We start from the raw sequence: 18,307 nt of genomic DNA, 5'->3' as shown, positions 1-18,307 counted from the left end.
GGATCGGTTCAGGACGACTGCAACAGCAAGGTCACGCCGGTGACGCGGCCGATCAAGCCCACCAGCTCGGTCGCACTGGCGAACGAGCCGAGCTCATGGCCCTGCAGGTCGCTGACGGTGCCGCGCCAGACCGGTTCGCCGTCCGCCTGTTCGGGCGCTCGGCGTTCCTTCCACAGCCGTACGAGCAGCGTGTGGGCGGCAGCGTCGGGTGGCGGGCGGGACATCGGCTGACAACGAAGCCGGGGGTTGATCGGATGGCTTCACTCTGCGCGGGCGCTGTCACCGCCCTCTCACCGCCGCGTCACCGGACGCTCACCGGCGCGGTTTTTGCGCCGACGCTCTAGGGGGATGGTCTAGGGGGGCGGCAGCGATTGCAGCGCGGCTTCGAGCTGCAGCTGCGAGGCCGCTAGCACGCGTTGTACGCGGCCGATGCGTCGCCGCGCGGCGCCGAGCGCGCTGTCCGCCGCGCCTGGCGGCAGCGCCGGGGCCGGCGCCGTCGCAGGCGCGGTCGCGACATCGCCGGCCTGCGCGAGCCGCTGGTACAGCGCGCGCGTCTCGGCCATCGGCTCGACGCCGAGCTCGCGCGCCAGGCGCTGCGCGTGCTCGCGGTACTGCGCCAGCGCGCCGGCGCGGTTGCCGGTGTGCGCGAGGGCCAGCATCAGCGTGCGCTGCACGTCCTCGCGCAGCGGCTCCTCGCGCGCGAGCAGCCGGCCCCAGGCGAGGGCACGCGCCCATTGAGCGCGGGCCACGCAGGCCAGCGTCAGCTGGTACAGCGCATCGCAATACAGGCTGCGCAGGCGCTGGCGTTCGATCAGTGCCCACTCGGCATCGATGCCGGCAAGGTAGGGACCGCAGTACAGGCGCAGGCCGCGCTCGAGCCGCGCGAGCTCGGCCGGCGCCAGTGTGTCGGGATCGCGCCGCAGCAGCGGCGCGAGGCGCTGCTCGAAGGCCCATGCGTCGACCCACACCCGTGCACCGTCGTTCAATGCCAGGTCATCGCAGCCGCAGGCGGCGAGCAGCGGCGGGCCGCTGCCGATGCACTGCTTCAGCCGCCACAGCGCGGTCGACAGGCAGCGCCGCGCGCTGTCGCTGTCCTGGCCCGGCCACAGCAACTCGGCCACTTCCAGCCGCGGCACGGCACGCCGGCGCTGGGTCAGCAGATAGCCGAGCAGCGGCCGGCACGAAGCGGCCAGCGGCAGGACCCGCGGGCCGGGCACGGCGAGCGAGACGCCGCCGAACAAGGTGATGCGCAATCGCGACATGCCGTTGTCCTCCCTGGCAGCCTGGCGATACCGATCAAGTCTAGGAAGGCGCCGCGGACGCGTCGCCGCGCTTCTAGGGGCGCGGTCTTGCACGGGTGTGACCGAGTTGGCATCCGAGGACAGCGATGTGTCGCAGCGGGCACACTGGTAGCGACCGGATTCGACGACCAGGAACGCCGATGATCACTTCGACCCGCCCTCCGAAACACATCGGCATCGTCGCCTGCTCGGCCGAAGGCGCGGCGCTGTGCTACCGCACGATCTGCAGCGAAGGCGCGGCGCTGCTCGGCGCGCACGCACATCCCGAAGTCTCGCTGCACGGCGCCTCGCTGGCCGACTACGTGCACTGCCTCGAGCGCGACGACTGGCCCGGCGTCGCCGAGCTGATGCTGGCCTCGGCGAAGAAGCTGGCCGCGGCCGGCGCGCAGTTCCTGGTCTGCCCCGACAACACGATCCACCAGGCGCTGCCGCTGGTCGTGCCGCGCTCGCCGCTGCCGTGGCTGCACATCGCCGAGGTGGTGGCCGACGAGGCGCTGCGGCGCGGCTTTCGGTGCCTGGGCCTCACCGGCACGCGCTGGCTGGTGAACAGCGCCGTCTATCCGGATGCGCTCGCCGCGCGTGGCCTGCGCTGCGTCAAGCCGGGTGATGATGAACGCGACCGCATCGACCGCATCATCATGGACGAGCTGGTGCCGGGGCGAATCGATCCCGCCTCGGCGGCCGTCTTCCAGGCGGTGATCGACCGCATGAAACACGCCGGCTGCGAGGCAGTGGTGCTCGGCTGCACCGAGATCCCGCTGCTGATCGACGACGGCAATTCGCCGCTGCCGACGCTGGACTCGACGCGGCTGCTGGCGCGCGCGGCGCTGCGGCGGGCGGTGGCTGCGACTAACGACGCATAACTCGGCGGCGCCGCCGCGTGCATGCTGCCGATGCCTTACGCGCCGCTGCCCGGCGGCGAAGTGCCCGCGCGCAGCTTCGAACCACCGCTGCCGCGCCCGCCACAGCGCCCGGCCTGCGAGGCGGCGCTCGCGTTCTGGGCGCACGCCGCCGCCGACACCCGCATCGGCGCCGACTTCCGCGCGATCTGCGCCGCAAACGGCCGGCGCCTGCGGGTCGTCGCCGAGCACGCCTGACTTCTCCGCCCGGAAAGCCCGCCTTCGCCAAATACCGCTTGCGACGTTGCGCGGATTGCCTAGAGTGGGGCGGATAAATACACCCCCTCCGGAGACACCGCATGAACCGCTTCGCCCCTCCATTGACCCGCCGTCGCACGCTGCAGGGCCTGGCCGCGCTCGGCGCTGGTGCGCTGCTGCCAGAGGCCCGGGCGCAGGACAAGGTGGTCAAGTTCATCCTGCCGAATGCCACCGGTTCGGGCGTCGACGCGATCACGCGCGCGGCGCAGAACGCGCTGGGCAAGGCGCTCGGCGCGTCGGTGATCGTCGACAACCAGCCCGGCGCCGGCGGCATCGTCGGATTGCAGGCGCTGGCGCGTTCGGCGCCCGATGGCACGACGCTGTCGGTGGTGTCGAACAACGTCGTGATCTTTCCCAGCGTCTACAAGTCGCTGCCCTTCAACATGCCGGGCGACTTCACGCCGATTGCCATCTGCGGCTTCACGCCGGTGGTGCTGGTCGTCAACCCGAAGGTGGCGGCGAGCAACGCGAAGGAGTTCACCGCGCTGTTGAAGGCCAAGCCCGGCGAGCTGAACTTCGGCTCCGGCGGCAACGGCACGATCCTGCACCTGGCCGCCGAGATGTACCTGGACGCAGTCGGCGCGAAGGCGCGGCACATTCCGTACAAGGGCGTCGGGCCGATGGTCACCGACCTGATCGGCGGCCAGATCGAATTCGGCACCGTCGCGCTGCCGAGCGTGCAGGGACACCTGAAGAGCGGTGCGCTGCGGGCGATCGGCGTCGCCACGCAGCAGCGCATTCCGGCCGCGCCCGAGATCTCCACCTTTGTCGAGCAGGGCGTCCCGAGTTACGTCGTCGAAGCCTGGTTCGCGGTGATCGGGCCGAAGGGCCTGCCGGCCGCTGAAGTCAAGCGCGTGCACGACGCCGTGGTTGCGGCCTTCGCCGCGCCCGACGTCAAGGAAACGATGGCCAAGCAGGGCAATGTGATCGACGTCAGCAGCACGGAGTACGCCCAGCAGTTCTTCAGGAGCGAGCTCGCGAAGTACGCGGCGCTGGTGAAGAAGGCGGGCGTCGAGTTGCAGTGACGGCGTTGCCGCGTCGTACGAACGGCTGACGCCGCGGCAGCGCCGCGCCGCACGGCGCGCGGCACCGCGCCTACACTCGGGCGCGCCTGGTGCCGCGCGATGAAACCGGTCGTCTTCCTCAGCCACTCGTCCGACGACAACCCGCGCGCCATCGCCTTGCAGCAGGCGCTGGTGGCCGCCGGTTGCTTCGACACGGCCTTCGACGTCCAGAACCTGCGCCAGGGCGTCGAATACCGCCCCGAGCTCTACCGCTGGATGGCGCGTTGCCACGGCGCCGTGTTGCTGATCACCCAGGCCGTGATGAACCGGCCCGACTGGGTGCTGCAGGAAGCCACGCTGCTGCGCGCACGCACGATGCTCGAAGGCGCGCAAGCGTTCCGGCTGTTCCTGCTGGTCGATCAGCCGGTGCTCGCGCACGAGGTGTGGACCACCCGCTTCGCCCCGCTGGAGCTGGATGCGCTGCAGCGCGCGACGCTGGCCGCGCCGGCCGACTCGATCGCCGCCTTCGTGGCGCAGGTCAACGCCGGCATGCAGGAGGTGGCCGTCTTCGGCAGCGACCACCAGGCGCGGCTGGCCGAACTGATCTTCGACCGGCTCGAGCCCTTCATGGCCGAGCGCGCCGGCGAGCGCGTGCTGGCCGAATGCCTGCAGGTCGACGACGCGTTGTGGCGCGGCATCGTGCCGGCGGAGCGGGCGCTGCAGGCGCTGTACGCGCGGCGCCTGGCCTCGGGCGACCTGTGCGCTTTCGGCGGATTGGAGCGGCTGTTCGAGAAGCTGCAGGACAAGGCCGATCGGTCCAAGCGGCTGCAGCTGCTGAACGCGCTGCGCAGCCATTGGGTGCCGCTGGCCAATGCCGCGCGGCTGGCCGACGCGCTGGCGCGGCTGCGCCAGCCGCAGGACGACGAGCCGCCCGGCAACGTGCTGGTGCTGCACACCGAGTACAGCGCCGCCGACAAGGTCGCGCTGCTGCATCGCGACCGGCGCTTCCAGCCCTTCGGCGAGCTCGGCCACTGGATCCCGGTGACGCCGGGCAACGAGACCGCGCCGATGTTCGCGGCCAAGCTGCGCCAGGCCTTGCAGGCCCATCTGTTCCCGGACGAACCGGAGATCAGCGCCAAGGACATCATCGAGGACCTGGCCGACGACCTCGCCGCCGGCAAGCGCTGCTTCGTGCACCTGGCGGGCGTGCAGTCGATGCAGCACGTGCTGCCGGTGGTGCGCGCGTACTGGCCTTGCCTGTTCCTGATCACCGCGCGCGCCGACGTCTGCGAACGCCTGTCGAGGGAGTTGCAGATCGCGCCGATCGCGCCGCCCCATGCCGACGAAGTGCGCCGCATGCGCGACCTGGGCAAGGCCCAGGCCCACATCGGCGCTGCCTAGCCGATCCGCTTCGAGGAGGACCCGACATGCAATTCAATCGCCAGCTGTTCCCCGGCCTCGCGCCCCCGCCGGGCTGCCGCAGCGAGCCGGACGGGTCCTTGATCACGCACTTCACGCCGCCAGGTGCTGCGGCATCGACCTACGTTTACGACCCGCGGCTGGTGCTGGCGCTGAACGTCGCGCTGGCGACCGGCCGGCCGCTGCTGGTGGCGGGTGAACCCGGCAGCGGCAAGACAACGCTGGCCTACAACGCCTCGCTGGTGCTCGGCTGGGCCAGCTACCGCTACACCGTCAGCTCGCGCAGCCAGGCCTCCGAGCTGCTGTGGGAGCTCGACACGCTGCGCCGGCTGAACGACGCCTACGACCCCGACCGCCGGTTGCTCGGCGAGGATCGTTACGTCGAGCCCGGCATGTTGTGGTGGGCGCTGGCACCGGCCTCGGCGCGCCGGCGCGGCCTCGATGTCGAGCCCGAAGATGCCGCGATCGCACCGCCCGGCCACCGCGATGCCGGCGGCGCGGTGCTGCTGATCGACGAGATCGACAAGGCCGAGCCCGACGTGCCGAACGACCTGCTGGAGGTGCTGGACACGCGCAGCTTCTCGGTGCGCGGCCGCAGCGTGCAGGCCGAACGCGAGCAGGTGCTGGTGATCATCACGACCAACCTCGAACGCGAGTTGCCCGGCGCGTTCATGCGGCGCTGCGTGGTGCACCGCCTGCCCGAGGCGGTGCCGCCGTGGTTCAGCCAGATCGCGGCCGAGCGCTATCCGGAGATCTCCGCGGCCCTCGCGCAGACGCTCGAGAAGCGGCTGGTGGTCTACCGCGACGAAGCGCGCCGCCGCGGCACGCGCTTGCCCGGCACCGCGGAATACCTCGATGCGCTGCAGGCGCTGGTCAAGCTCGACGTGCTCGACGTGCAGGCCGCCGACCAGAATCCCGCCTGGGCGCAGATCGAGCGCTGCGTGTTCGGCAAGCAAGCGCAGCTGGAAGCCGCTGGCTGACCATGCTCACGCGCGAGCCCTGGCTCGGCGACGCGCTGCGCGCGCTGGCGGCCGTGCAGCCGGCGGACGATGCCACGACGGCCGCGGTGCTGGAGCTGCTGTCGCTGCCGCAGGCGCGGCGGGTGGTGGCCGAGCCGGTGCTGCAGCCGGACGGTCCCGTGGCACCCACCGATCAGCCGCACCGAGCGGACGAGGACGGCGTGCGCGACGAGGCGCCGCCGCCGCCCTCCCCCGAGCCGCCGGACGATGCCGGCAGCCACCGCCTGCCGAGCGCGTTGCAGTCCACCGAGCCGGCGCCGACGGTGTCGCCGCCGCCGTGGCTGGGTTCGGTGGCCGCGCTGCAGATCGATCCGGCGCTCGCGCCGCAGCCCGTCCCGCCGCTGCTGCCGCGCCAGCGCCGGCGCGCGATCCTCGCCGCAGCGCTGTCGACGCAGGTGGCCGAAGGGGCGCCGGACTTGCGACGCGTTCTTCGCGAGTTAGGCCACGGTCGCCCGCTGAAGCGCGTGCCGCGCCTGCCGAGGCGCACGCTGCGGCACGGTGCCGAGCTGCGCATCGATCGCGCGCCGTGGCTGCGCCCGTTCCACGAGGACCAGCTGCAGCTGCGCGATGCGCTGATCGCGCTGCTCGGCGCCGAGCGTCTGCACACCGTCGTGCTCGAAGGCGGCCCGCAGCCGCTGGCGCCACGCCCGCGCCGCCGCCGCGAACGCGCGGCCGAACCGGTGCCGCTGCCCGAGCGGCCGCCGGGCGCGCCGACGCCGGTGCTGGTGTTGAGCGACCTGGGCTCCGGCTGGCGCGGCGACGGCGAGCCACCGGCGCCGTGGTCGAGCTGGCGCGATGCCTTCGCAGCCTTGCGCCGGCAGGGGCGGCATGCGGTGGTCTTCACACCGCTGCCCGATGCGGCCTTGCCGCCGCTGCCCGGCCTGGCACTCGTGGCGTGGAGCGAACGCACCTCGCTGGGCGATACGCTGCGCGCCCGCGGTGGCCAGGGTCTGGCGCCGGTGCGGGCGGTCACCGCGGCCGACCTGCTGGCGCTGGCGCGCGAGCTGAGCCCGGCCGTGGTCGTCGAGCCGGCCTTGCTGCGGCGGGCGCGACGCGAGCTGGCGCTGCCGCCGCGGGCCGAAGCCGAGCTCGCCGCCAGCGACCTCGTGCACAGCCACGGCGGCGGCGGGCTGGTCTTCGATGCAGAGGTGCTGCGCAGGCTGCGCGCCGAACTGGCCGAGAGCCCGCAGCGCGAGCGGGCGCTGCGGCGCATCGAAGAGCTGCGCGGCGCACGCCGCGACGGCACGGCGATCGAGGAGGCGCTGATCGCGCTGGCGCTGCGCGGCAGGCTCGACGGCGAGGCGGTCGATGAGGTGCTGCGGCCGGCACTGAAAGCCCTGGCCGCCGGCGGCGACGGCGCGGCCGAGGTGGCCAGCTGGGCCGCGCACGCGTGGACGCGCATGTCGCCTGAAGTGCGCGAGACCGAGGCCGCGCGCGCGCTGGCGTTTGCCGCCAGCCGGCACACGGCGCAGCCCGGCTGGCTGCACGGCGGTGACGGCGACGGGCCGGCGCTGCCGTCGGCGCGCTGGTTGTTCGGCGCCGGCGTGGCGCGGCGTGTCTTCAGCGTCGAGTTGCGGCGTTACGGCGATGGCTCGACGAACCTGGTCTTCGGCCCCGAGCAGCCGGCCACCTGCGCGCTGCACCGCGTCGAGCTGCCGGCCGGGGCCGCGGCGTGGCTGCAGGTGGAGCATGCGGGGCGTCGGCAGGTGCTGGCGTTGCCGGCCGAGGGGTCCGTGCAGGTGGACCTGGCGCCGTTCGAGATCGATCAGGCGATCGTGCTGCGGACCCTGGCGGGCGAGCAGGTCGAGATGATGCCGCTGGGATCGGTGCGGGAGGGGTTGCAGGCTTCGGTGCTGCGCTGGGGCCTGATGGGCGACAGGGCGCTGCTCGTCGCGCCCGACTTGGCGCTGGCGGTCGTCGAGAACGACAACCCGTCGCGCTGGCCCCAACCGGGCGAGCGCCTCGAAATGCGCTTCGGGGAGATGCCCGAGGACATGCTGACCTGCGTGGGCCGCGTCGTCAGCGAGAAGGACAGGCTGCCCGTTGTGATCACGCTGGTTGAACCGCCCCTGCCGATCACCCCACTCGACGGCGCCCTGGGTATCGCGGGTCCGGGGGACGACGTCTTGGAGATTGAGAGCGAAGGCGCGTTGGTCGAGAAACGGTACCAGCACCACACGCCGGCGCCATTCATGCATCGCGGCGAGCTGAAGCTGATGGTGGCGCTGCTCCGCAGCGATGCAGTCGCCAAGACGGCCGACGCCTTCGCACGCCACGGCTTCAGGCCGCCCCTACCGATCAACTGGTGGGTCGACGTAGCCGAACGCACGGCGCGACGTCAATGGCGCTGCCTGATCGTGCCGACTGTCAATGGTCGGCGCGCGGCGGACGAGTTGTCGTACCAACTGAGCAAAGACGGCATGCCGAATTGGCGCGTGGCCTATGTCCCCGACGGCCGTTCGCCCGACTTGTCCGAAGCGATGGCCGAGTTCGCAGGACGCTTCGCCGTGCTGCTGTTGGTCGGCGTCGGTCCGCTGCACGAGGCCTGGCTCGACGTTGCGCAGCACGCAGCGGCGGCCGGCCGAACCATCGGCTGGGCGCCGGATGCCGACGCGACGAACGAGGAGCTCGAGCGCAGCCTGGCGGCCTGGCCGCCGGAGGTCGCAGACGCTGTCCGGCGGCGCCAATGGTTCCGCCTGATGCCGCCGGACATGCTGGCGCGCGCAGTGGCCTCTTGGTCGCCGTTCGCCGACCCGTCGGCCGTGGTGGAGCAGCAAACCACACCTCCACCCGCAACAAGCGAAGCGCCCGCGGCCCCCCCACCCCGCCCGCCCGGCCCCTTGTCCAGCCTGCGCGCCCGCCTGATCGCCCTGCTCGAAACCCGCGAGGAAAGCGCGCTGGGCCTGTTCACCATCGATCTCGCCCGCCGCGGGTTCGAGCTGAAGCGCACCGAGCCGCAGCCGGCGATCAGCCCGGAGCAGCCGATGCTGCTCTTCCTCCACGGCACCTCCGGCGACGTCGAGATGAACTTCGGTGCGCTGCTGAAGGACGACCGCGTGCAGCGCCAGCGCCTGCACGAGCGCTACGCTGACGCGTGCTTTGCGTGGCAGTACCGCAGCCTGACGGTCGGCCCGCTCGCCAACGCCGTGGCCTTGATGCGCGCGCTGCCCGCGTTCGCGCGCCTGCACCTCGTCACCTACTCCGGCGGCGGCATCGTCGCCGAGCTGCTGTGCCGCGGCATGCGGCCCTCGCGACCGCCGGCCTTCGATGAAGACGACTTCGCGCTGCTCGACGCACAGGCGTCGATCGAGCCCGACCATCGCCGCCTGCTCGCCGAGCTGAACGAGCTGCTGCAGGCCAAGGCGCCGACGATCGAACGCTTCGTGCGCATCTCGGCCCCGATCGAAGGCTCCAGCATCTACCGCGGCGGCGGCCGCACCAGCGTGCGGCTGGCGCGCGCGATGCCGTGGGTCGGCGGCGTGCTGTCGGTGCTGCCGGGCATCGACGCGCTGCTGACCGATGCCAGCGTGGTGCCCGGCCCGGCCGCGCTGGTGCCCGGCGCCGGCGTGCAGCCGCTGCTGACGCGGCGCGTCGAGGTCGAGGCGCCGCTGACGGTGATCACCGGTATCAGCGAACCCGGCGGCCTCGTCACGCGGATGAACGACTGGATCGCGCGCACGCTCGGCTCCCCCGACGACGACAGCGAGGGCGACCATTGGGTCTCGGTGGCCTCGGCCTTCGGCGGCATGGAGCGTACGCGCGGCGTCGACTACCTGATCGAACGCGGCGAGCAGGTCGAGCACGCGGCGTACCTCGGCATCGAGCGCCTGCGCCGCGCGGTCGTCGACGCGCTGCTGAACGAGTCCACGCCGCCCGGCTTCGGGCATTCCCGCACCCTCGGCGAGCTGCAGCAGCGCTTCGCCGCTCACAAGGCACCCTGACCATGGCCACAACGTCCGCACTCGACGTCGTCGAGACGATCCGCAGTTTCAACGCCGGGCGCGACGCCGAGCGCTTGGCGATGAAGTACGCGGCCATGCATCGCGATCCCTTCACCTTCCTGCGCGGCAGCTGCCACCTGTCCTGCGACCGGCTGGCGGCGCTCGGCCTCGATGTCGGTGCGCCGCCCGCCTGGTGCTGCGGCGACCTGCACCTGGAGAACTTCGGCAGTTATCAAGGCGACAACCGGCTCGTCTATTTCGACATCGCCGACTTCGACGAATCCGCGCTGGCGCCGGCCCAGTGGGATGTCGTGCGGCTGCTCACCAGCCTGCTGGTCGGCGCCGACACCTTGTCGCTGAAGACCGGCGAGGCGAAGGCGCTGTGCCGCGACGCGCTCGCCGCCTACGCCGAAGCCCTCGCCACCGGCCAGGCGCGCTACCTGGAGCGCGACACGGCCCAGGGCCTGGTCAAGCGCTTGCTCGTCGACCTGCGCGACCGCGACCACGCCGACTGGCTGGACAAGCGCACCGAACGCCGCAAGCGCCGGCGCCGCCTGCGCAGCGACGGCAAATACGCGCTGCCGGTGAATGAACGCGGCCGCGCGCGCGCCGAAGCGCTGGTGCGGGCCTTTGCCGCGACGCGCGACGATCCGCGCTTCTTCGAGGTGCTCGACGTCGCGCGCCGCATCGCCGGCACCGGCTCGCTCGGCGTCGAACGCTACGCCGTGCTGATCCGCGGCAAGGGCGGCGCCGACGGCCAGCGGCTGCTCGACGTCAAGCAGGCGCTGCCATCGGCGCTCGGCCGCCATGCGGGCATCGCGCAGCCGGACTGGCATTCCGACGCGCACCGCATCGTCGCCGTCGAGACGCGCATGCAGGCGCTGCCGCCCGCCTTCCTGGCGCCGATCGCGCGGCGGAGCAAGTCCTACGTGCTGCGCGCGATGCAGCCGAGCAAGGACCGCGTGGCGCTCGACGCGCCGCGTGTCGCCACCACCGACCTGCGCCGCGCCGTGCTCGACATGGCGCGCCTGCTGGCCTGGGCGCAGCTGCGCAGCGCAGGCCGCCAGGGCTCGGCGACGGCCGATGCGCTGATCGACTGGGGCAGCGCGCGACCGCGCTGGCAGCGCGCGCTGCTCGACGCCGCGCGTGACTGCGCGAAGCAGACCGAGCGCGACTGGCGTGCCTACGCAGGCGCCTTCGATCGCGGCGCATTCAAAGAGTGATCCGCGCTCGGAGGCCAGCGAGCCACGGGTCGCCTTCGCCGCCGCCGAAGTGCTCGATGAGGAAGTCGACGAAGGCCCGCGTGCGGGCCGGCAGGTGCCGGCGCGTCGGCATCGCGGCGTAGATCGTCAGCGCGCCGCCATGCCAGTGCGGCAGCACGCGCTCGAGCCGGCCATCGCGCAACGCGGCGGCGGCGAGAAAGCTCGGCAGCCCGGCGATGCCGAGGCCGGCCAGCGCGGCGGCGAGCAGCAGCTCGAGCTGGCTGGTCGACAGCACCGCGCGTGGTGCCGGCAGCTCGACCAACGGCGGCATGGCCTTTGCGCTGGCCGCTGATTTGTCGTGATAGAGGCGCAGGCCTTGGCGCACCGCGTCGACCGCCGGCAGCAGCCCGGCGTGCGGCAGCAGCGCGTCGGGCGCATCGGGCCGGCCGTGGCGGTCGAGGTAGGCCGGCGCCGCGCACAGCACGAAGGTCGACACAGCCAGCCGACGCGCGATGAAGTCGCCCTGCAGCGGCTGCTGGCCGAGCGAGACGATCGAGACGTCGAAGTTCGCGTCGGCCGCTTCGACCGGACCCGGCGTCGCCACGTCGAGCACCAGCTGCGGATGGCGCGCGCGCAGCGCCGGCAGCAGCGGCGCCAGCTGGTGCACCGCGAAGGCCGGCGGCGCCAGCACGCGCAGGCTGCCGTGCGCCTGCGCGCTCGCCGCGCCGGCCTCGGCGTCGGCCTCGTCGAGTTCGGCGAGGATGCGGCGCGCGTTCGCCAGGTAGTTCTCTCCCGCCTCGGTCAGCGCGAGGCGGCGCGTGGTGCGGTGCATCAGCCGCGTGCCCAGGTGCGCTTCCAGCTCGGCCAGCGTGCGGGTGACCACGGCCGGAGCGAGGTCGAGCACGCGTGCGGCGCCGGCCAGGCTGCCCTCGGCCGCCACCTGCACGAAGACACGCAATGCGCGCAATTGATCCATCAGGGGAACGCAGTGAGCGGGGGGTCGGTCATGTCGGCGATTCTTCCATTGCCGTCAAGAGTGCCTTCGCCGGCTACGGCTGGGTGCCGGGCGGGCAGCTGCCTACAGTGGCGGCACCGATCCACGACACCCCCATGCACGCCATGACCACTGCCCTGACCGATGCCGCCGCCACCCTGCTCCACACGCTGCACGAGGCGCCCGACGCGGCCGGCGCGTGGGTCTACGACGGGGAGGTCTTCCCGCGTGGCGTCGCGGCTCCCGACACGGCGATGCTGTTCAGCTACCAGCGCCGCGTGCGCGAGACGCCGGACGGCCTGGGCGCCTCGCACATCACGCGCGACGGCCGGTTGCCCGGCGGCGCACCGATCATCGTCGAGTCGGCGCGCATGGGCAGCGACTACACGTTGCGCCGTTTCGACGCGGTGAACGGCCAGCAAGGCTTCAGCGGCTCGGTCGAGGTCAGCGCCGACGGGCGGCAGCTGCACTACCGGCTGCAGCGCGGCAGCCGGTTGCGCGAGTCGACCGAACGCATCGACGCACCCGCCGTCAGCGGCCCTTCCTTGCACGGCCACATCCTCGCGCACTGGGACGCGCTCGCCGCTGGCGAGGTGTCGACAGTGCGCATGATCGTGCTGGCGCAGCGCACGAGCTACGCGTTCCAGATCCGCCAGGATCCCGCGGCCGCGCGTGGACGGCGGGCGTTTACGATCACGCCGGCGCGCTGGTGGGTGCGGCTGGCGGTCGCGCCGTTGCGCGTGGCGTTCGACGAGTCCACTCGCCAGGTGCTGCGCTACGAAGGCCGCGTGCCGCCGCTGCGTGCGGTTCGCGGGCGGCTGAAGGCCTTCGATGCCTGCGTGAACTACCCGCGACATGCCGCGCACTATCGCTGATAGCAACTGCCGATGACCGACGACGACCGCTGGCTGGACCCCTGGCTCCCGACCCTCGCGCAGCATGCCGCCGGACGGCCGCTGCTCGAGCTCGGCTGCGGCGATGGCCGCGACAGCCGTACGCTGTCGCGCGCCGGTTTCGAGGTGCAGGCGATCGACCGCTCTGCCACCTGGCTGATGGCCGCGCGCTGGCGCGTGCGCGGCTGGCGCTGGTGGAATCGACGCGGCGTGCACTTCCATCGCCGTGACCTGCGCGACGCCTGGCCGCCCGGGCCGTTCGGCGCGGTGCTGGCGAGCCTGTCGCTGCACTACTTCGACTGGCCGATGACCGAGACCCTGGTGCGACGCATCGCTGCGTCATTGGCGCCGGGCGGGCTGCTGTTGTGCCGCCTGAATTCCACCGCTGACCACCACTTCGGCGCCAACGGTCACCCGCGGCTCGACGATGGCCATTTCTACCTGGTCGACGGCCAGCCGAAGCGCTTTTTCGACCGCGCGGCCGTCGAGCGGCTGTTCGACGAGCGCCGCTGGCAGCGCCTGGCGCTGGAGGAGCAGGTGATCGATCGGTATCGGCAACCCAAGGTGGCGTGGATGCTGGCGGCGCGGCCGATCGCCGGCACCTGACAGTCCCCCCGGATCCTTGCCAGGCGCTCGCCGCCGTCAGTCCGCCTGTTGCCGCGAAGCCGCGCTCGAAGCCATCGATGGATCGAAGAATTCGCAATGGCTGCGAAGCTGCTTGGCCCGGTACATCGCGGCGTCGGCATGGGCGATCAGCGTCTGCCCGCTCATGCCGTGCTCGGGATAGAGCGCGATGCCGATACTCGGCGTGATGGCGAATTGCAGTGCACCCACATCGATGGGCGACTCGATCGCCTGGCGAACCAGGCCTGCGATGCGCGCAACGGTCTTGCGACCCGTCGGATTGATCAACAGGTACAGGAACTCGTCGCCGCCATTGCGGCAGACGGTGTCCTCGTCGCGTGCATTGCGCATCAGGCGTTGTGCCACGACCGTCAGCACGCAGTCGCCGGCGGCATGGCCATGGGTGTCGTTGACGAGCTTGAAGCGATCGAGGTCCAGGAACATCACCGCGAGCATCCAGCCATGGCGCTCGGCGCCTGCAATGGCCTGCGCCAGACGGTCATCGAACAGCGTGCGGTTGGGCAAACCCGTCTTCTGATCGTGCATGGCAAGCTGGCTCGCGGTGCGCTCGGCGTTGCGGGACACCTCCAGCGCAGCCTCCGACTCTGCCAGCGCCGCGCGTGACCGGTTCAAGGCCTGTTCCACCGCCTTGACCTCATCCACGCCGTGGGCCAGGTTGTCCGTCACCTGCTGCAAATCGTCGGCACAACTCTGTACCCTGCGTTCGACGGCCAGACCGTTGCGCAGCGCCTGCGCGGCGGGCAGCGCGCTCGCCCCACCCGCGATTCGAGCTTTCACGAGCGCGTTCGCCGATGCAAGATCGTCGGCACACCCCTCCACCTCGGCCTTGACCTCGTGGCTCTGGTCGAGCGCCGTGTCCAGCGCGTGCAGCATGCGAGAGGACGTGGCAGCGTCGGGAATCTGCTGGGTCATACGTTTGGGACGATAGACGCTGGCGCCGGCGGCGTCTGTGCGGCAGGGCGCAAATCCTCGCGCGCGCGGACGCGGCTGCACCACGGCTTGCGAGCGCTAGCGCACAGACGACGCGGACTGCGCCGCTTACTTTGCGCAAAACGTCCGGTGCGAACACCTGCGATCGGGCAGCAAGGGAGTTCCATGAGTCATCCTGCGGGCGATCCGGAGAGGGATGCAGCGCCTTGGGCGCCGGCCCTCGAGCCGACCGCGCGCGGCACGCCGACGCCCCCCAGCGCGCCACCGCAAGAGCGCAGGCTGCTGCGCACGCTGATCGAGGCGCTGCCGGACATCGTCTACACCAAGGACGCGGCCGGGCGCTTCGTGTTGTGCAACCGGGCCGCGCTGGTGCTGCTCGGCGCCGACCGCGAACGGGAGCTCGCCGGCAAGACCGTGTTCGACATCCTCGCGCCCGACGTCGCCGCGGCGCTGCATGCCGACGACCTGCGGGTGCTGGGCGGCCAGAAGGTGGTGGATCGCGAGGAACGCAGCACCGATCCGGCCGGCGTGCCGCAATGGCACCTGACGACCAAGATACCGCTGCGCGATGCAGCCGGCGAGGTGACCGGCCTGGTCGGCATCAGCCGCAACATCACCGAGCGCAAGCGGGCGCAGCAGGAGTCGCGCGAGCTTGTCGAGCGCCTGGGCAGCACGCTCGAGGGTCTGAGCGACGGCTTCTGCACGCTCGATCACAACTGGCGCCTCACCTACGTGAATCGCCAGGCCGAACGCATGCTCCGGCGGCCGCGCGCGGAGTTGCTCGGTCTCGTGGTCTGGGAGCGCTTCCCGAAGCTGGCTGGCAGCCCTTTCGGTCCGGCCCTGCGGCGGGCGCTGGCCGACGGCGCCGACGTCCAGCTGGTCGCGCCCTTCGGACCGCCCCGCCGCTGGTTCGAGGTGCGCATCCACCCGTCGCGCCGCGGCTTGGGCGTCTACATGCGCGACGTCACCCGCCAATGCAGGCTGGCCGAGCAACTGAAGGCGGAGCGCAAGCAGGCCGAGCGCGAGACACGCGAGCTCGCGGCGCGGCTGACCACCACGCTGGAGAGCCTGACCTCGGGCTTCTACATGCTGGACCGGGACTGGCGGTTCACCTACGTCAACGGCCAGGCCGAACGCATGCTGGCGCGGCAGCGCGAGGGCCTGCTCGGCCGCGTGCTGTGGGATGAATTCCCGCTGCTGCGGGGGACCGAGTTCGAACACGGCTACCGATACGCGATGGCGCACGGCAGTGCGACCACGGTGGAAGCTTTCTACGCGCCGCTGCAGGTCTGGGTGCGGGTCAACTGCTACCCGTCCGAGGAAGGCCTGGGGGTGTACTTCCGCAACACCTCGACGGAACGCGCCGCGCGCCAGCGGCTCGAGCTGCTGGAGGCCAGCGTCTCGCAGCTCAACGACATCGTGCTGATCACCGAGGCGGCGCCGTTGACCGAACCTGGCCCGCGCATCCTGTTCGTCAACGACGCCTTCCTGCGCGTCACCGGCTACGCACGCGAAGACGTGCTCGGCAAGTCGCCTCGGCTGCTGCAGGGCCCGCTCACCGACCGCGTCGAGCTCGAGCGCGTGCACCGGGCCCTGGCTCGCCTGGAGCCGGTCCACACCGAACTGGTCAACTACACCAAGCGCGGCGAGCCCTACTGGATCGAGATGGACATCCTGCCGGTGGGCGCGCAGGGCGATGGCTACTCCCATTTCGTGGCGGTCGAGCGCGACATCACCGGGCGCAAGCGCGACCAGGACGCGCTGCGCGAGCTGAATGCGCAGCTGGAGGCCCGTGTCGATCTGCGCACCGTCGAACTGACCCAGGCGCGCGAAGAGGCCGAACAGGCCAATCAGGCGAAGTCGGCCTTCCTCGCCACCATGAGCCACGAGATCCGCACGCCGATGAACGGTGTCATCGGCATGATCGACGTGCTGCACCAGACCAGCCTCGAAAGCCACCAGCTGGAGATGGTCGAGCTGATCCGCGAGTCGGCGTTCTCGCTGCTGAGGATCATCGAGGACATCCTGGACTTCTCCAAGATCGAAGCCGGCCGGCTGCGTGTCGAGCGCGAGCCGATGCAGCCCGGCCGGGCGATCGAAAAGGTCTGCGCCATGCTGGACCCCATGGCGACCGACCAGGACGTCCGGCTGACGGTGTTCGTTGATCCGGCCATTCCGCAAACGGTCCTGGGCGACGCGATGCGCCTGCGCCAGGTGCTCGTGAACCTGGCCGGCAATGCGATCAAGTTCTCCAGCGGTCGCGCGGTGCCGGGGCGCGTCTCGGTGCGGGCCGTGCTGGCGCAGCGCCTCGCGCAGAGCGCGACGGTGGAGCTGTCGGTCGCCGACAACGGCATCGGCATGTCGCCGGCGACGGTGGCCCAGCTGTTCACGCCGTTCACGCAGGCCGACGCCTCGACGACGCGGCGCTTCGGCGGCACCGGCCTCGGCCTGGCGATCTCCGACATGCTGGTGCGGGTGATGGGCGGCGACATGTCGGTGCGCAGCGAACCCGGGCTCGGCTCGGTGTTCAGCGTGCGCCTGGTGTTTCCGCTGGTCGAGGCCGTCGACGCCAGCGCCCCGCCGCCGGCGTCGCCTCCGCAGCTGCCGCCGGGGCTGCAATGCCGCATCGTCGGCAGCGAGTTGCCGCTGGCCGCCGATCTCGCCACCAGCCTGTCGGCGGCCGGCGTGCGCGTCGAGCGCTCGGCCGACCTCGCCGCCGCGTCGGCGTCCCCGCCGGCGCGCGGCCAGTGGCTGTGGCTGATCCTGCCGGGTGAGCAGGCTCCCGGCCTGCCCGAGTTGCGCAAGATGGTGACCGCGCCCGAGGCGCTGCGAACGCGTTTCGTCGTGCTCGGCTGGGGCCGGCGAAGGCGGCCGCGCGTCGAAGCGCTCGAGCTGGTCTGCCTCGATGCCAATGCGTTGCTGCCCCGGGTCCTGTTCAAGGCGTTGATCCTGGCCTCGCGCAGCGAACGTGATGACACCGAAAACGAGCACGCCGACTCGGCGTCTGGGCCCCTACCCCTGTCGGTGCAACCCGCCGCCCGACATCCAGGCCCGCCGATCCTGGTGGCCGAGGACAACGCCACCAACCGCAAGGTGATCCAGCAGCAGCTGCACCTGATCGGCTACGCCGCCGATGTCGTCGGCAACGGCCGCGAAGCGCTCGAACGCTGGCGCAGCGGCCATGTCGCGCTGGTGCTGACGGATCTGCACATGCCCGAGATGGACGGCTATGCGCTGGCAGCGGCGATTCGCAAGGAAGAACGCGCTGCGCAGCACACGCCCATCATCGCGCTCAGCGCCAACGTGCTGCGCGACGAAGAATTGCGCTGCCGCGCGGCGGGCATGGATGCCTACCTGCGCAAGCCGGTGCTGTTGCCGCAGCTGAAAGCGGCCCTCGAACGCTGGCTCGGTCCGGGCGCACCCGAGCCCGCCCCCGCGCCTGCGCCGACCCCACCGGTGAACCTGAGTGTGCTGGTGGCACTGGTGGGCAGCGATGAGAAGGTGCTCGACGACATCGTGCAGGCCTTCCGCGTGACCGCCGCGCAATCGAGTGCGGAAATGACCCGCGGCGTGCTCGCCGGCTCGGCGCCGGCGGTGGCGGCCGTCGCGCACAAGCTGGTGTCCGCCGCCCGTGCGATCGGCGCGCTGCCCCTGGGCGATCTCTGCGCCCGGCTGGAGCAGGCCGCCCGGGCGGGCAAGACCGATCTGCTGAACGCCATCCTGCCGTCGCTCCAGGCCGAGATGCAGGCCGTGCAGCATTTCCTCGCCGCGAGATAGCGGCAAGCACGCGATGTCATCCCTC

Annotated in this window: 14 protein-coding genes; 10 read left to right on the top strand and 4 right to left on the bottom strand. The window is 71.8% G+C overall.

The genetic code is table 11. From position 1 onward, the window contains the following. Positions 1-8 precede the first annotated feature (8 nt). Entirely contained in the window at positions 9-224 is a 216-nt protein-coding gene (locus HLB44_RS01860; RefSeq protein WP_173120011.1) for a hypothetical protein, read from the bottom strand. A gap of 129 nt (positions 225-353) precedes the next feature. Continuing rightward, positions 354-1,262: an AfsR/SARP family transcriptional regulator gene (locus tag HLB44_RS01855; RefSeq protein ID WP_173120010.1), complete on the bottom strand. Its 909-nt coding sequence runs from the start codon at positions 1,260-1,262 to the stop codon at positions 354-356. A gap of 179 nt (positions 1,263-1,441) precedes the next feature. Here HLB44_RS01855 and HLB44_RS01850 point away from each other — a divergent pair, with 179 nt between their 5' ends. From HLB44_RS01850 to HLB44_RS01820, 7 genes are all read left to right on the top strand, one after another. Beyond that, positions 1,442-2,164, top strand: coding sequence for an aspartate/glutamate racemase family protein (locus HLB44_RS01850; protein WP_173120007.1), 723 nt, complete (start codon positions 1,442-1,444; stop codon positions 2,162-2,164). A 21-nt stretch (positions 2,165-2,185) separates the two neighbouring features. Further along, positions 2,186-2,398 carry a hypothetical protein gene (locus HLB44_RS01845; protein WP_173120005.1) on the top strand — a complete coding sequence of 71 codons (213 nt, stop codon included), beginning with the start codon at positions 2,186-2,188 and terminating at the stop codon, positions 2,396-2,398. A 101-nt stretch (positions 2,399-2,499) separates the two neighbouring features. Then, complete coding sequence (locus HLB44_RS01840; RefSeq protein ID WP_173120003.1) at positions 2,500-3,483, top strand: Bug family tripartite tricarboxylate transporter substrate binding protein; 984 nt, start codon at positions 2,500-2,502, stop codon at positions 3,481-3,483. Positions 3,484-3,582: 99 nt separating this feature from the next. Beyond that, positions 3,583-4,863 (top strand): toll/interleukin-1 receptor domain-containing protein, encoded by a 1,281-nt coding sequence (locus HLB44_RS01835; protein ID WP_173120001.1) that lies wholly within the window; start codon positions 3,583-3,585, stop codon positions 4,861-4,863. A gap of 26 nt (positions 4,864-4,889) precedes the next feature. Beyond that, the gene (locus HLB44_RS01830; protein WP_173119999.1) at positions 4,890-5,861 is read left to right on the top strand and encodes an AAA family ATPase; all 972 of its coding nucleotides are present in this window, start codon (positions 4,890-4,892) and stop codon (positions 5,859-5,861) included. 2 nt (positions 5,862-5,863) lie between these two features. Beyond that, entirely contained in the window at positions 5,864-9,841 is a 3,978-nt protein-coding gene (locus HLB44_RS01825) for a DUF7379 domain-containing protein (RefSeq protein WP_173119997.1), read from the top strand. A 2-nt stretch (positions 9,842-9,843) separates the two neighbouring features. After that, the gene (locus tag HLB44_RS01820; RefSeq protein ID WP_173119995.1) at positions 9,844-11,064 is read left to right on the top strand and encodes a DUF2252 domain-containing protein; all 1,221 of its coding nucleotides are present in this window, start codon (positions 9,844-9,846) and stop codon (positions 11,062-11,064) included. Here HLB44_RS01820 and HLB44_RS01815 read toward each other — a convergent pair. Beyond that, positions 11,054-12,019 carry a LysR family transcriptional regulator gene (locus HLB44_RS01815; RefSeq protein ID WP_173119993.1) on the bottom strand — a complete coding sequence of 322 codons (966 nt, stop codon included), beginning with the start codon at positions 12,017-12,019 and terminating at the stop codon, positions 11,054-11,056. The two genes, HLB44_RS01820 and HLB44_RS01815, sit on opposite strands and share 11 nt — an antisense overlap. Before the next feature lie 143 nt (positions 12,020-12,162). On the opposite strand from HLB44_RS01815, the gene HLB44_RS01810 reads away from it, so the two are divergent. Together HLB44_RS01810 and HLB44_RS01805 are read left to right on the top strand one after the other, a co-directional pair. Next, positions 12,163-12,912, top strand: coding sequence for a hypothetical protein (locus HLB44_RS01810; RefSeq protein WP_173119991.1), 750 nt, complete (start codon positions 12,163-12,165; stop codon positions 12,910-12,912). Positions 12,913-12,924: 12 nt separating this feature from the next. Next, positions 12,925-13,536: a class I SAM-dependent methyltransferase gene (locus HLB44_RS01805; protein WP_173119989.1), complete on the top strand. Its 612-nt coding sequence runs from the start codon at positions 12,925-12,927 to the stop codon at positions 13,534-13,536. A 36-nt stretch (positions 13,537-13,572) separates the two neighbouring features. Here the strand turns inward: HLB44_RS01805 and HLB44_RS01800 are convergent, their stop codons facing one another. Then, complete coding sequence (locus HLB44_RS01800; protein WP_173119987.1) at positions 13,573-14,448, bottom strand: GGDEF domain-containing protein; 876 nt, start codon at positions 14,446-14,448, stop codon at positions 13,573-13,575. A gap of 222 nt (positions 14,449-14,670) precedes the next feature. On the opposite strand from HLB44_RS01800, the gene HLB44_RS01795 reads away from it, so the two are divergent. Further along, complete coding sequence (locus HLB44_RS01795) at positions 14,671-18,282, top strand: PAS domain-containing protein (protein ID WP_173119985.1); 3,612 nt, start codon at positions 14,671-14,673, stop codon at positions 18,280-18,282. Positions 18,283-18,307 lie beyond the last annotated feature (25 nt).

The sequence above is a fragment of the Pseudaquabacterium terrae genome (assembly GCF_013266755.1).
Lineage (GTDB): Bacteria > Pseudomonadota > Gammaproteobacteria > Burkholderiales > Burkholderiaceae_C > Pseudaquabacterium > Pseudaquabacterium terrae.
This window is presented reverse-complemented; position numbering and strand designations above follow the sequence as displayed.

Excerpts from the sequence above, each read along its gene's own strand:
- HLB44_RS01795 (WP_173119985.1), top strand. The coding sequence starts at position 14,671 with ATGAGTCATCCTGCGGGCGATCCGGAGAGGGATGCAGCGCCTTGGGCG.
- HLB44_RS01845 (WP_173120005.1), top strand. The coding sequence starts at position 2,186 with ATGCTGCCGATGCCTTACGCGCCGCTGCCCGGCGGCGAAGTGCCCGCG.
- HLB44_RS01810 (WP_173119991.1), top strand. The coding sequence starts at position 12,163 with ATGACCACTGCCCTGACCGATGCCGCCGCCACCCTGCTCCACACGCTG.
- HLB44_RS01830 (WP_173119999.1), top strand. The coding sequence starts at position 4,890 with ATGCAATTCAATCGCCAGCTGTTCCCCGGCCTCGCGCCCCCGCCGGGC.
- HLB44_RS01855 (WP_173120010.1), bottom strand. The coding sequence starts at position 1,262 with ATGTCGCGATTGCGCATCACCTTGTTCGGCGGCGTCTCGCTCGCCGTG.
- HLB44_RS01800 (WP_173119987.1), bottom strand. The coding sequence starts at position 14,448 with ATGCTGCACGCGCTGGACACGGCGCTCGACCAGAGCCACGAGGTCAAG.
- HLB44_RS01815 (WP_173119993.1), bottom strand. The coding sequence starts at position 12,019 with ATGGATCAATTGCGCGCATTGCGTGTCTTCGTGCAGGTGGCGGCCGAG.
- HLB44_RS01835 (WP_173120001.1), top strand. The coding sequence starts at position 3,583 with ATGAAACCGGTCGTCTTCCTCAGCCACTCGTCCGACGACAACCCGCGC.
- HLB44_RS01805 (WP_173119989.1), top strand. The coding sequence starts at position 12,925 with ATGACCGACGACGACCGCTGGCTGGACCCCTGGCTCCCGACCCTCGCG.
- HLB44_RS01840 (WP_173120003.1), top strand. The coding sequence starts at position 2,500 with ATGAACCGCTTCGCCCCTCCATTGACCCGCCGTCGCACGCTGCAGGGC.
- HLB44_RS01825 (WP_173119997.1), top strand. The coding sequence starts at position 5,864 with ATGCTCACGCGCGAGCCCTGGCTCGGCGACGCGCTGCGCGCGCTGGCG.
- HLB44_RS01860 (WP_173120011.1), bottom strand. The coding sequence starts at position 224 with ATGTCCCGCCCGCCACCCGACGCTGCCGCCCACACGCTGCTCGTACGG.
- HLB44_RS01850 (WP_173120007.1), top strand. The coding sequence starts at position 1,442 with ATGATCACTTCGACCCGCCCTCCGAAACACATCGGCATCGTCGCCTGC.
- HLB44_RS01820 (WP_173119995.1), top strand. The coding sequence starts at position 9,844 with ATGGCCACAACGTCCGCACTCGACGTCGTCGAGACGATCCGCAGTTTC.